This is a genomic window from Telluria sp. RB2R28, assembly GCF_059685835.1.
On sequence record NZ_JCASIK010000002.1, the window covers coordinates 968850 to 982428 of the forward strand.

Annotated in this window: 13 protein-coding genes; 10 read left to right on the forward strand and 3 right to left on the reverse strand. The window is 64.4% G+C overall.

The features are described from left to right. Positions 1-3 precede the first annotated feature (3 nt). The 10 genes from AC56LV_RS11885 to AC56LV_RS11930 all read left to right on the forward strand — a co-directional run bounded on the left by AC56LV_RS11885 (position 4) and on the right by AC56LV_RS11930 (position 9264). On the forward strand, positions 4-1308 hold the full coding sequence (locus AC56LV_RS11885) for a flagellar hook-length control protein FliK (protein WP_499557847.1): 1305 nt from the start codon (positions 4-6) through the stop codon (positions 1306-1308). A 199-nt stretch (positions 1309-1507) separates the two neighbouring features. Beyond that, positions 1508-2029, forward strand: a complete 522-nt coding sequence (gene fliL / locus AC56LV_RS11890; protein ID WP_499557849.1) for a flagellar basal body-associated protein FliL — start codon at positions 1508-1510, stop codon at positions 2027-2029. A 12-nt stretch (positions 2030-2041) separates the two neighbouring features. Further along, entirely contained in the window at positions 2042-3025 is a 984-nt protein-coding gene (gene fliM, locus AC56LV_RS11895) for a flagellar motor switch protein FliM (protein ID WP_183555716.1), read from the forward strand. Positions 3026-3072: 47 nt separating this feature from the next. After that, the gene (gene fliN, locus AC56LV_RS11900; protein WP_499557851.1) at positions 3073-3516 is read left to right on the forward strand and encodes a flagellar motor switch protein FliN; all 444 of its coding nucleotides are present in this window, start codon (positions 3073-3075) and stop codon (positions 3514-3516) included. Then, positions 3513-4244: a flagellar biosynthetic protein FliO gene (gene fliO / locus AC56LV_RS11905; RefSeq protein ID WP_499557853.1), complete on the forward strand. Its 732-nt coding sequence runs from the start codon at positions 3513-3515 to the stop codon at positions 4242-4244. The genes fliN and fliO overlap by 4 nt, the downstream gene beginning before the upstream one ends. After that, positions 4234-4974, forward strand: a complete 741-nt coding sequence (fliP, locus tag AC56LV_RS11910; RefSeq protein ID WP_499557855.1) for a flagellar type III secretion system pore protein FliP — start codon at positions 4234-4236, stop codon at positions 4972-4974. Before fliO ends, fliP begins: the two co-directional genes overlap by 11 nt. Before the next feature lie 13 nt (positions 4975-4987). Further along, positions 4988-5257 (forward strand): flagellar biosynthesis protein FliQ, encoded by a 270-nt coding sequence (fliQ, locus tag AC56LV_RS11915; RefSeq protein WP_183555720.1) that lies wholly within the window; start codon positions 4988-4990, stop codon positions 5255-5257. A 30-nt stretch (positions 5258-5287) separates the two neighbouring features. After that, positions 5288-6130: a flagellar biosynthetic protein FliR gene (gene fliR, locus AC56LV_RS11920; protein ID WP_499557857.1), complete on the forward strand. Its 843-nt coding sequence runs from the start codon at positions 5288-5290 to the stop codon at positions 6128-6130. A 55-nt stretch (positions 6131-6185) separates the two neighbouring features. Further along, positions 6186-7097, forward strand: a complete 912-nt coding sequence (locus AC56LV_RS11925; protein WP_499557859.1) for an alpha/beta hydrolase — start codon at positions 6186-6188, stop codon at positions 7095-7097. Between the two features lie 139 nt (positions 7098-7236). Further along, a complete protein-coding gene (locus tag AC56LV_RS11930) occupies positions 7237-9264 on the forward strand; it encodes an AsmA family protein (protein WP_499557861.1) in 2028 nt (675 codons plus the stop codon). Here AC56LV_RS11930 and flgL read toward each other — a convergent pair. The 3 genes from flgL to flgJ all read right to left on the reverse strand — a co-directional run bounded on the left by flgL (position 9251) and on the right by flgJ (position 13575). After that, positions 9251-10489 (reverse strand): flagellar hook-associated protein FlgL, encoded by a 1239-nt coding sequence (flgL, locus tag AC56LV_RS11935; RefSeq protein WP_499557863.1) that lies wholly within the window; start codon positions 10487-10489, stop codon positions 9251-9253. The two genes, AC56LV_RS11930 and flgL, sit on opposite strands and share 14 nt — an antisense overlap. A 17-nt stretch (positions 10490-10506) precedes the next feature. Further along, entirely contained in the window at positions 10507-12486 is a 1980-nt protein-coding gene (gene flgK / locus AC56LV_RS11940; RefSeq protein WP_499557865.1) for a flagellar hook-associated protein FlgK, read from the reverse strand. Positions 12487-12618: 132 nt separating this feature from the next. Further along, a complete protein-coding gene (gene flgJ, locus AC56LV_RS11945) occupies positions 12619-13575 on the reverse strand; it encodes a flagellar assembly peptidoglycan hydrolase FlgJ (RefSeq protein WP_499557867.1) in 957 nt (318 codons plus the stop codon). Positions 13576-13579 lie beyond the last annotated feature (4 nt).

Below are 13579 nucleotides of genomic sequence, written 5' to 3' on the forward strand. Positions count from 1 at the left end.
ACCATGACGATGCAGACCAATACCCTCCCGTTCCAGATCACCGGCGCCAACGCCACGGCGCAGCGCCCGGCCACGCCGGATCGCCTGGCCGACGCGGCGCGCAGCGGCGGCAGTGGCGGTTTCAGTGCCACGCTGAACCGTGAAATGGCCACGCGCCAGCCCGCTGCGGCGCCGCCGCAGCCGGCCGCGCAACCGAAACCGGCACAAGGACCAAAGCCGGCGGGCGCCGACAAGCCCGCCAACCGCGAGCCGGTGCGTGAAGGCCCGACCCGGTCGACCATCCGCCCGCCAATGCACGATGGTGACACCAAGTCCACGCAGGCGGCCAGCAGCAGCACGGCGGACGCGGCCAGCGATGCCGACGATGCGGCCGCCGCAGAAGCGGCCGCGGCAGCCGCGGCAGCCACCACGCCGGTGACGGACATGCTCGCCTTCATGGCCAGCCTGAGCCAGCCGGCCAGCAACGCCGCCACCGTGAGCACGGACGCAGCCGGCGCCGCCACCGAGGGCGACGCCCAACTGACGGCGCTCGAAACGGCGCTCGACAATATGAAAGCCGTGGCCACCGGCGCCACCGGCGCCACCGATGATACGGACGCTGCCAGCGGCAAGGGTCAGGCACTCGCCAGCGGCGTGCAGCAGACACCCGCCGACCTGCGCACGACGCAGACGCCCGGCGCCGCGCTGCCGCAGGGCGAGCAGGACGTCGGCCAGTTCCAGGCCCAGCTGCGCGATACACAGCAACAGCAGCAGCAACTGCCGGTGGCCGAAGAAGCCCCGGCCCCGCTGGCCGCACTGCAGGCCCAGGCGGCCAAGGTCGATGCCACGGGCAATCCGGCGATGCCGGGCGACCGCATCCCGGCGCGCCTGGGCACCCAGGCCTGGGACAACCAGGTCAGCCAGCGCATCGTGTACATGGTCGGCAAGGAGCAAGCAGCCACGCTGACGCTGAATCCGCCCGACCTGGGCCCGGTGCAGATCGTGCTGAACGTGACCAACGACCAGGCCACCGTGGCCTTCTCGTCCGACCAGCTGGACGTGCGCCAGGCGCTTGAAAACGCCCTGCCGCGCCTGCGCGAAATGATGAGCGAAAGCGGCATTGCGCTCGGCAACGCCACGGTCGACGCCAACGTGCCCGACGGGCGCCAGCAGCAACAGGACAGTGAGCGCCGGGCGCAGGGCGGCCAGAGTGGCACGGGTGGTCTGACGGGCGACGGCCAGGATGGCGCGCCGGCCGTGAACGAGGTCGCGCCGCGCACGCGCACCGTGTCGATCGGCGACCGTGGCATGGTCGATCTGTTTGCCTGATGCCGCACTGGTGTCCCGAGGGCGGCCAAGCGGCCGCCCTTTTCTATTCTGTCATCGCGCCTCAGCAACAATCACACGGATTACCACGGCTTCCCCCCTCTTTTCGAGGCTTGCCGGGACGCATCTTTCCACGACAATGCCATAATGACGAACCCTCACCAACCAGCGGCAAAGACACACCTTGAAAGCGAATCCGAAAATGAAAGCTGATCCGAAAGCGGACACCGCAGCGGCACCTTCCGGCTCGAAGAAAAAGCTGATCATCATGATCCTCGCCGCCGTGCTGGTGCTGGGCGCAGGCGCCGGTGCGGGCTGGTACTTCACGCAGGGCGCCGCCGCCCATGGCGAAGAAGAAGAGGCGCCGGCCAAAGAGCACAAGAAAAAGAAAAAGAAAAACCCGGACGCCAAGGCCGAGTACGTCCCGATCGAATCGTTCACGGTGAACCTGCAACCGGAAAATGGCGAACAGTATTTGCAAGTACAGTTCACGCTGCAAGTGGCGGGCCCCGAGCAGGCCACCCTGGTCAAGGACAATATGGCGATCGTGCGCAACCGCATGCTGCTGCTGCTGTCGAGCAAAAAGGCATCCGAGATCAGCACCGTCGAGGGCAAGCAGCAGCTCGCCACCGAGATCCGGACGGCCATTACCGAACCCTTCGAGAAAGATGGCGACGAACAGGAAGTGTCCGACGTATTATTCACCTCGTTCATCATCCAGTAAATCCAGACAAACATGGCCGATAATTTCCTCTCCCAGGAAGAAGTCGATGCCCTCTTAAAAGGGGTCAACGGCGATCAGGACGACATCTCGGCGCCTGAAGACACCTCGGGGGTCCGCACCTACAACCTGGCAACGCAGGAGCGCATCGTGCGCGGCCGCATGCCGACGCTCGAGATCATCAACGAGCGCTTCGCCAGGTATTTGCGGATTGGGTTGTTCAACTTTCTGCGCCGCAGCGCCGAAGTGTCGGTCGGCTCGGTGCGGGTGTCAAAATACAGCGAGTTCATCCGCAACCTCGTGGTCCCGACCAACCTGAACCTGGTGCACATGAAGCCGCTGCGCGGCACGGCGCTGATGGTGCTCGATCCGGGCCTTGTGTTCCTGCTGGTGGACAACCTGTTCGGCGGCGACGGGCGCTTCCACACCCGCGTCGAGGGCCGCGATTTTACCCAGACCGAGCAGCGCATCATCATGCGTATCCTGGACATCATCTTCGAGGCGTACGCCAAGTCGTGGGAACCGGTGTTCCCGGTCGAATTCGAGTTCATCCGTTCCGAGATGAACACGCAGTTCGCCAACATCGCCACGCCAAACGAAGTGGTGGTGTCTTGCACCTTCACGGTGGAGCTGGGCTCGGTGTCGGGCCAGATCCACTTCTGCATGCCGTATTCGATGATCGAGCCGATCCGCGATGCGCTGACCTCGAGCCTGCAGGGCGAAGCGCTCGAAGTCGACAAGCGCTGGGTGCGCCTGATGACGCAGCAGATCCAGGTCGCCGAAGTCGAGCTGGTTGCGGTGCTGGGCCACGGGAAGGCCAACTTCGACGAAATCCTCAACATGAAAATCGGCGACGTGATCCCGATCGTGGTGCCCGAGATGGTGCAGGCCACCGTCGACGGCGTGCCCGTGATGGACTGCAGCTACGGCGTCTTCAGCGGGCAATATGCGCTGAAGGTCGAGAAGCTGCTCGCCAATAGCGACACATTCAACAAGTAATCGGTATATTGGCGAGGCGCGCAGCGCCCGCCGCACAGGAGAACACCATGTCCGACAATCAGGAAGACCAGGAAAACATCGACGACGATTGGGGCGCAGCCATTGCCGAACAGGCCGCGGCCGAAGCGGCAGCACTCGAACGCCAGACGTCGCCCTTAGCCGCCCCACCGGTGGCCTCTGCAGCCGTGTTCAAGGATTTTTCGAACAAGGGCGCGCGCAACGAAACGCCGAACGATATCGACTTCATCCTCGACATCCCGGTGCAACTGACGGTCGAACTGGGCCGCACCAAGATCGCCATCAAGAACCTGCTGCAACTGGCGCAGGGTTCGGTCGTCGAGCTCGACGGGCTGGCGGGTGAACCGATGGACGTGCTCGTCAACGGTTGCCTGATCGCCCAGGGCGAGGTGGTGGTCGTGAACGACAAGTTCGGCATCCGCCTCACCGACATCATCACGCCATCCGAGCGGATTCGCAAACTCAATAAATGACCGCACGCCGCGCCGCCAGCTATTTAACGACCATTGCGGCGCTGCTGCTGGCTGCGCCGCTCGCGCTGGCGCAGCAGGCGGCGCCAGCCACGGACACCACCACAAGCCGGCCGGCCGCACCGGTCAGCGATACCACTACCGGCAGGCCGGCGACCCCCGCTGTGCCAGCACCGGCCACCGTGCCCGCCGCGGCCGCGCCGCCAGTTGCCCCCCTGCCGGGCGATGCTGACGGCGCTGCCGCACCGGCAGTCCCGGCCGAACCCGCAGTCCCGGCCAGCACGGCAGTGACAACGGCGCCGTCCACCACGACCACCGCCCCGGCCATCACGCCGATGCGCCCGCCGCCGCAAGTCGCGCTGCCGGCGTCCAGCGGCTCCGGCGCGGCCGGCCTGCTGCAAACGATTTTCGCGCTGCTGCTCGTGCTGGGCCTGTTGATCGGCCTGGCCTGGCTGCTCAAGCGCTACGGCCCCAAGCCGGGCGGCGGTCTGGCCAATCTGCGCGTTGTCGGCGCGCTGAATCTCGGAGGGCGCGAGCGCATCATGGTGGTGGAAGTGGGCGACCAGTGGATCGTCGTCGGCGCCGCACCGGGCCGCGTGAACGCGCTGCACACGATGCCGCGCCAGGAGGTCGATCTGGGCGCGGGCACGGGCGCCGCACAAGGCGGCATCCCGGCCACACGCTTTGCCGACTGGCTCAAGAACACGATGGACAAACGCAATGCGTCATAAACACCTGTGGCTGGCCGCTGGCCTGGCCCTGCTGCCGCTGATCGCGGCGGCGCAGCCCGGCATCCCGGCGTTCCAGAGCAGCCCGGCAGCCAACGGCGGCACCGCGTATTCGCTGCCGGTCCAGACGCTGCTGCTGCTGACCTCGCTTACCTTCCTTCCCGCCGCCCTCCTGATGATGACGAGTTTCACGCGCATCATCATCGTGCTCTCGCTGCTGCGCCAGGCCCTCGGCACCCAGACCGCGCCGCCGAACCAGGTGATGGTGGGGCTGGCGTTGTTCTTGACGTTCTTCGTGATGGGGCCGACTTTTGACCGCATCTACAGCGAAGCGTATCTGCCGCTGCAGAACAACCAGATCCAGATGACCGAAGCCATGAACCGGGGCGCTGTGCCGCTCAAGGAATTCATGATCAAGCAGACGCGCGAATCCGACCTCGCGCTGTTCGTCAAGATTTCGCGCTCGCCGGCGCTGCAGGGCCCTGAAGACATTCCGCTGCGGGTCCTGATTCCCGCATTCGTCACCAGTGAACTCAAGACCGCGTTCCAGATTGGCTTTGCGATCTTCATCCCGTTTTTGATCATCGACATGGTGGTCGCGTCGGTCCTGATGGCCATGGGCATGATGATGATGTCGCCTGCCGTCATCTCGCTGCCGTTCAAGCTGATGCTGTTCGTGCTGGTCGATGGCTGGCAACTTCTGCTGGGCTCGCTGTCCCAGAGCTTCTACTAGAGGACGCCGCGCGATGACTCCCGAGAGCGTGATGACGATGGGCCGCACGGCCATGGAAGTGACCCTGATGGTGTCGGCTCCACTGCTGCTGGTGGCGCTGATCGTCGGCCTGATCATCAGTATTTTCCAGGCCGCGACCCAGATCAACGAGGCCACGCTGTCGTTCATCCCGAAACTGGTCGGCGTGTTCGTCACGCTGGTGGTCGCCGGCCCGTGGATGCTGTCGGTGATGCTGGACTATATGCGCCAGGTGTTCACGGGTATTCCCGGCCTGATCGGCTAAGGCCCGCGTGCGCACGCCCGGAAGCGCCCGATGCTGACGCTGACCTCGGCGGAAATGAATGCCTGGATCGCCGGCCTGCTGTGGCCGCTGTCGCGCATTCTCGGCCTGATCGCCGCGGCCCCGCTGTTCGGCAATGCCAGCGTGCCGGTGCGTGCCAAGCTTTCGCTGGGCATCCTGCTGGCGATCGTCATCGCTCCCCTCGTACCGGCCGTGCCGGCAGCCGACCCGACCTCGTGGGCGGGCCTCCTTATCCTGACCAAGGAAATGATCATCGGACTGGCGATGGGTTTTGCCATGCGCATCGTGTTCGCCGCCATCGAGTACGCCGGCGAAGTCTCGAGCCAGACGATGGGCCTGGGCTTCGCGATGTTCTTCGACCCCAGCACGCGCGGGCGCTCGTCGGCCATCAGCCAGTTCATGGCGCTGGTCGCGACGATGGCGTTTCTGGCCGTGAACGGCCACCTGATCCTGCTCGAAGCGCTGGCCGAAAGCTTCATCACGATGCCGATTACCGACACCCCGTTTTCATCGAATACCGCACTCGAACTGGTGCGCTGGGGCGGACGCATCTTCTCGGCCGGCCTGCAGATCGCCTTGCCGATCATCGCCGCGCTCTTGATCACGCAGGTGGCCCTCGGCATCCTGACCCGCGCCGCGCCGCAGCTGAACATCTTCGGTATCGGCTTTCCGATCACGCTGGGCGTGGGCTTCTTGACGCTGAGCCTGGTGCTGCCGTACCTGGGCGCGCCGATCGTCAACCTGTTCAACCAGGGCATTGAAGTGAGCAGATCATTGCCGCGCGCCGCCAATCCGCAGCCAGGGACAGCTGGTGCGCAGCCGGCGGCCACGCCGGTGGTGCCGGCGCCGGGGTAACAGCGGCCATCGCACTGCGCTACAATGAGAATCATTCTCACCCTTCATCAAGCGCATGGCCACTCCTGCTGCCGTTCTGACCTCCTTCCCGCGTCGCCGCGTCCTCGGTGCCGCTGCCTCACTCGCCGTCCTGGCCAGCCCGCTGGCCCGCGCCGCGGCCCAGTGGCAACCCGCCACGCTTCACCAGGCCCGGCAACTCGACATCACCTCCCCCATCACCGGCCAGACCTACCGTATCTTCGTCAGCATCCCGACCACCCCGCCGCCACCTGCTGGCTACCCGGTCATCTACGCGCTCGATGGCAATGCGACCTTCCCGACGCTGGCGGTGATGGCGCGCACGATCCTGCGGCGGGGAGCTGCGCTGCCCGTCGTCGTCGGCATCGGCTATCCGGGCGAGTTCGATTACGGGATGGGGCGCGGTCGCGATTACACGCCGCCCTCGGGCGCGGATGGCCCCGCGAAAGAAGGCGGCGCCGACCTGTTCCTCGACTTTATCGAACGCGAACTGAAGCCGCTGATCGGGACGCTCGCGCCGCTCGATCCGGCGCGCCAGGCGCTGTATGGTCATTCCTATGGCGGCCTGTGCACATTGCACGCGCTGTTCACCCGCCCGGCGCTGTTCCAGACCTGGCTGGCCGCCAGCCCATCGATCTGGTACCGCGAGCGTGTGGTACTGGATGGCATCGACGGCTTCAAGCGGCGCGTTGCCGCCCTGCCGACGAAGCCGTCCCTGATGCTGGCGGTGGGCGAGCTGGAACAACCGTCTGCCGCAAACGGCTCGCTGCAGGGCCGTGAAGCCATTGCCGCCGCGCGCCGCATGGTGGACAACGCGCGCGAGCTTCGCGAGCGGCTGCAAAAGACCAATACCCTGGCGCGTGTGCAGTTCCACCTGCTGGCGCAGGAGGGCCACGGTTCGGCAACTTTCCCGGCCATGGCGCGTGGCCTCGAGTTTTTCCTCACCTGACGTAAAGCGTAAAAAAATACCAATTAATTGTGCAGTAGTGCGACTTAGCCAACCAACAATATTGCCCAGACCCTGCTAGCCTGACGATCCCGGTGCCTCGCTGCGCCAGCCGCCGACCCACTCATGGGCACGATCGACAATGACTCTTTCCAGACCTCTCAAAATTACCGGCTGGATCTTGCTGGCCATCACCGTGGCAGTGATCCTGTTCCTCATGCTGTTCGACTGGAACATGCTGCGTCCGTACATCAACCGCAAGGTGTCGGAGACGACCGGGCGTGAATTCGCCATTCGCGGTGACCTGGACGTCAAGTTCCAGCGTGATCGCAACGGCGAAACGGGCTGGCGGCGCTTCGTGCCGCAGCCACATATCACGGCTGACAATGTCTACATGAGCAATCCTGCCTGGAGCACGGTCGGCAAGCAGATGGCTGCCGCCCAGCGCATCGAGGCTGGCGTGCGCATCCTGCCGCTGCTCACTAAAGATGTCGTGATCACCGACCTGCGCCTGGCCAATCCGGACATCGCTGTCCAGCGCCGTGCCGATGGCAGCAATTCGTGGACGTTCAAGGACAACGGCCCCTCCGAATGGAAGGTCGACCTGCAGCGCCTGGCCTTCGACAGCGCGAAGGTGCACTACGTTGACGAGCCTGTAGGCCTGGACCTGCGCGCCACCGCCGACTCGATCAAGGGCGGCGAAACCGCCTCCACGGCCGCAGGCGTGCCGCCGTATGGCTTGACGTTCACACTGGCCGGCACCTACAACAAGGCAAAGATCACCGGTGGCGGCAAGGCCGGCGCCGTGCTCTCGCTCACTGGCGACGACACCAGCTTCCCGATCGAAGCGCAAGCCACGGCCGGCGAAAACAAGCTTGGCCTGCGCGGCATCATCCGCGATCCGCGTTCGCTGTCAGGCTTTGCACTGCAGATGCAACTGGCCGGCGCCAGCATGGCCGACCTGTACGGTCTGACCGGCGTGCTGCTGCCGGAAACGCCGCCGTATGCCACCAAGGGCACCTTGCTGGGCAAGAAGGACGGCGACTTCTGGACCTTCACCTATAAAGACTTCACCGGCAAGGTCGGCGCCAGCGATATCGCTGGCACGCTCGCCTACGCCCAGCGCAAGCCACGCCCGCTGCTGACAGGCGCGCTGACATCGAAGCAACTGCGCCTGGCCGACCTGGGCCCGACCGTGGGCGCCGATACGGGCGAAGGCACCAAGGCTGCGGGCAAGGTCACGGCGCCGGCGCCGGGCAAGGCCCTGCCGGTCGACCAGTTCAACACGGCCAAGTGGGGGGCGCTCGACGCCGAGGTCAAGTTCACCGGCAAGCAGATCCTGCGCACGGCCGACATTCCGCTGCGCGACATCGAGACCACGATCCGCATGAAGGACAAGGTCCTGACGCTCACCCCCCTGAGCTTTGCGCTTGCGGGCGGACGCATCACGTCGAACATCCGCCTCGACGGGCGCGAGAAGGTGCTGGATGCCTCGGCGCGGCTGGCAGCGCGCGGTGTGAAGATCCGCGAGCTGTTCCCCAAGCTGCAATCGATGCAGGCAACCTTTGGTGAAATCAATGGCGATGGCGCGCTGGTCGGCAAGGGCAACACCGTGGCCGCCATGCTGGGCACGTCACAGGGTGAAATCAACGCCGTCGTTACCGAAGGCACGGTCAGCCAGTTCGTCCTCGAACTGGCCGGCCTGAACGTGGCCAACGCCGTCTACGTGAAAATTTTCGGCGACAAGCAAACCATGCTCAATTGCATGGCGGCGACCACCACGGTGCGCAATGGCCGTGCGAATATCGATCGCTTCGTGCTCGATAGTGAAGATGCGGTGGTGAATGCGACCGGCTACGTGGACCTGGCGACCGAACAGCTGGACGTGGACGTGCGGCCGAAAACGAAAGGTGCGCGCATTCTGTCGCTGCGCACGCCGCTGTATGCGCGCGGCACGTTCAAGGATCCGAAGGTGGGGCCGCATGCCGGGCCGCTGGCACTCAAGGCCGGCGCGGCCGTGGCGCTGGCCGCGATCAATCCGCTGGCCGCCCTGCTCCCGTTGATCAACGTCGACAAGGCGCCCGATACGAACTGCGGCGCCGAGATCAGCGCCGCGAAAGAACCACCCAAGGTGAACGGTAAGGTCGCGCCGAAGATCAAAGGTAGTTGAACAGCGACAGGCCCGACATCGTCTTGAACGACATCTGCGCCGCCTGCAGCGTCATTTGCTGCTGTGAGAAGTCCGAGATGGCCTTGACGGTGTCGAGGCCCACCAGGTCGTCGAGCGTGGACGCGTACTGGATGTCGAGGTCGTCGCCGGTGCTGTCGAGGTAATCGAGTTCTTTCATGTGGGCGCCGACCGAGGCCTGCACCGTGAGCACATTGTCGTGCGCGTTCTTGAGGTTGTCGAGGGCCGTGTTCAGGCCATTGGTCAGCGCTGCCTTGCCGGTTGAGCCATCGGCAGGCGCACGCAGCGTAGCGATCAGGTCGGTCACGGTTTTGAACACCGACTGCTTCTGGCTCGGCTCGATGGTGAAGGTATCGCCCGGCGCTGGCGCACCCTTGATGTCGAAGGCCATGCCATCGAGCTTGATCTGCTTGCCGTCTTCATATGTGTTGCCATTGCTGACAAGCGATTTCGTACCGGAAGTCGTGTTGTAGACGGAATAGGTCGTCACCGGCGGCGTGGCCGCACTGATGGCGAACTCGATTGCATACTTATTGCTCTTCAGTGCATTGCGGTCCACGACCGAGCCGGAGGAGATCAGGGCATTACCCTTGTTAACAACGTTGTTCTTGACATCGCCGGCCTGCGTCTGGAACGTGCCGTTGCCAGTCGGGATCGCCTCGAAAATGGCGCTGCCGGACGCCGACAGCGGGATCTTGCGCGAGTCGCTTACCTGCAACTGGCGCACGCCCTGGTCACCCTGGTAAACAGCGCCGCCCGGGCTGCTGGTAAAAGGCTGCGTCGTGGTCTTGTAGCCCGAGAACAGATAGCCGCCCGACCCGTCGGCGGTATTGGCCAGGCCCAGCAGGTCGGCCAGCTTGCCTTCGAGTTCGGTGGCCAGCTTTTCGCGATCGCTCTGCAGCATCGTGGCGTTACCGCCCGAAACGGCCAGCGTCTGCATATCCTGCAGCAGGTCGCCGGTATTCTGCAACGTCGACTCGACCTGCGACAGCGACGACTTCGCACTGTTGCGGTTGGTGGCGAACTGGGCGTTGATTTCCTGCGACTGGCCCACTTCGAGCGCGCGCGCCGAGGCGACCGGATCGTCGGCAGCGGTCAGGAGACGCCGGTCGGTCGAGAGCTGCATCTGCGTGCGCGCGAGCGCGCCTTGCAGCGTGTTGAGCTGGTTGGTCGAGGTGGCATACAGGTTCGCGGTACTGATTCGCATGATGTTCTTTCGCTACGTTAGCGGCTGATCGACAGCAGCGTGTCGAAGATGGTGCTGGCGATCTGCATCACCTTGCCCGAGGCCTGGTAGGCCTGCTGGTACTTGATGAGATTGGCCGCTTCTTCGTCCAGGTTCACGCCCGACACATCGGCCTGGGCGCCGGTGGCCTGCGCCAGCAAGGCATTGCCGGCCTGCGCATTGACCTGTACTTCGCGTGTCTTGTTGCCGACCTGGCTGACCATCTGCGCATACGACGAGGTCAGGGTCGCAGTGCCGTTGTTGAAGATGTTCTTGGTCTGCAGTTCGCCCAGCGCGGCGATATTGCGGGTGTCGCCCACGCCGCTGCCGTTGAATTCGATCTTGAACTGGTCGCCATTGCCGGGCTTGCCCGCGATAGTGACGCTGACGCCGCCAAAGCTGTAGGTCGCGCCGTCCACAAATTTGATATTGGCGGGATCGTCGATCTTGATGGGCTTACCGGCGCTGTCCGTCATGGTTACTGTGCTGCCTGCAGGGAAGCCGGCAAGCGTGCTCGGGACGCCGGCCAGCGTGCTGGCCTTGAATTCGAGCGTGACCGGCAGCGGCGGCGGCGCAGTCAGGTATTCCTTTGTGACCTTTCCTTCGCTGATCTTGGCCGTGCCGGTGTTGCTCAGCTCCATGCTTGTAAGAATCGGTGCCGCCGCAGCGATCTGCGATACGTCGTTAGCCAGTACCTTGAAGTCGGAGGCGCCGTTGATGGTCGGGCGCACCAGGAAGGTATCCTTGCTGCGCGCACTGCCCGAGAAATTGAACTCGATGCCATCGATGTCGGCTTTGGCGGTACCGTCGGTAGCCGGTATCACGGTGCCGACTTTCTCATTGTCCGACAGCCGCACAACGTTGTACGCTCCTCCATTGAACGTGACTTCATAATCACTGTCCTTGAGCTTGCCCGGATCGGTCACCAAGGCGGCCACCTTGACGTCGGTGCCCTTGGCGTTATTGATACTCGCGCCCACAAAGGCAGGGGCGACCTTGAAGAAATCCTTGCCCGCGTTGGCATTCTGGTCCAGCCCCAGCTTGTGCTGGTTATTGAATTCGACGGCCATGCCGATCGCAATCTTGCCCAAGGCACTTTGCGCCGTATCGAGCGTCGTGGTGCGAAACTCGAGCACGCCGCCCAGCTTGCCGCCGCTCAGGGCGCCATCGGACAGCACCGACACCTTCGCGCCGGTCTGGTAGCCCACTTCAAGGCGCGTCAGGTCGGTCGGCGAGGCAATCGCGGCGAGCTTGAACGAATCCTGGCCCACCACCAGCGGCTGGCCATTGCCGATCGACACCGTCAGGCTGTTGTTGTCGCCCGGCGTGACGGTCGTTTTCACATACTTGTTCAGCTCGAGCACCAGCTGGTCGCGCTCGTCGAGCATGTCATTCGGCGGGCGCTGCGGCGTCGACGCATAGTTGGCGATCTGCTCGTTGAGCTTGGCGATCTGCGCGCCGTAGGTGTTGATCTCGGTAATGCTCGTCTCGATCTCGGAATTGACGCCGGTGCGAATTTCATCCAGGCGCCCGTCGAGATCCTGCAGGCGCGTGGCCAGCGTTTCGGCGCTGGACAACATCGCCTGGCGCGACGGCACCGACGCGCGGTTGGCCGCCATGTCCTGCACGCCCTTGAAGAAGCCCTGCATCGCCGGCGACAGGCCCGACGTGGGGTCGGCCAGCAGGTTGTCGATCTGCTTGATCTGCGAATAGTACGACTCCAGGCCGCTGGTGCTGGCCTGGGCGGAGCGTACCTGCGTGTTCAGGAAACTGTCGCTGTAGCGCTTGATCTGCGCGATCTCGGTGCCGGTCCCCAGGAAGCCGACACCCGTATCGAGCGCGGCCGATGTGGCCTGGACCACGGTCTGACGCGAGAAACCCGCCACGTTCGCGTTGGCGATATTGTGGCCGGTCGTGGCGAGGGCCGCCTGTGCTGCATACAGACCTGTCTTACCGATGGCGAGGAGATTACCGGACATAATTTTTTTCTCTCTGTGACAGTACAGTCAACGGCAGTTTTTCAGAAAACTTGACAGTCTCTGGATAACATTAGTGTGTAGCGTGTAGGGTGGCCGGGTTCCCCGTCCACGCGTTCAACAGGTGCATGCGCGTCACGCCAGCGAATTCTTGATCAGGCGGGTCAGCTTGGCCGCGTAGTTCGGATCGGTCGCATAGCCGGCGCGCTGCAGGCCCTGGGCAAAGGTCGCCGCGTCGCTGCTGCCGATGACTTTTTCGTAACGCGGGTTCTTCGCGATCATGTTGGCGTAATCGCGGAACGAATCGGCCGGGCTGTCGTAGGCGCGGAATTTCTCGACCCTCGTCTGGGGCTTGCCGTTCACGTATTCGGTGGTGACGGCGGTGGCGACCTTGCCTTTCCAGCTGGCCCCGGCCTTGATGCCGAACAGGTTGTTGCTGTTGCTGCCATCGGCGTTCCTGATCATGCGTTTGCCCCAGCCGGTCTCGAGCGCGGCCTGGCCCAGCATGAACTTGGCCGGCACGCCGGTGGTCTGCTCGGCCGCATGGGCGTGCTCGTGCAGTTTTTCCTGGAACGCGCGCACGTGCGGCGCCTGGACCCGGCCCGTCTCGGTCGTCGCCGGCAGCGGCGGCGCCTTGCTGGCGGCGGCCGCGCCAGAACCGAGCGCCGCGCCATTGCCATACATGGCCGCGGCGTTGTTCAGCGACGGCGTCAGGCGGCCGGCGCCAGCGGCGGCGTCACCACCCATGCCATCGGCGCCAATGGCCAGCGCCTGCTGCCCCATCTGGTTCGCACTCAGCTGGCGCACCAGCACATCGGCCAGGCCGACACCGCGCTTGGCCAGGTTCTGGCTGGTCTGCTGGTCGAGCATCGTCGTGAAGGTCTTGGTCTGCTGGTTGTCTGTCATGCCTTCCTGCGGCGTGGCGTCGCGCATGCTCTTCATCATCATGTTGATGAACATCGCCTCGAACTGGGTCGCCGCTTCTTTCATGGCGGCCGGCGTGCCAGCTTTCGCGCTGTTCTTCAGCCCATTGAGGCTGTTGGTGTCAAGCGCGAGCTTGCTGGTCTGGTCAAGGTTGGGCGATGCAATCATGGCG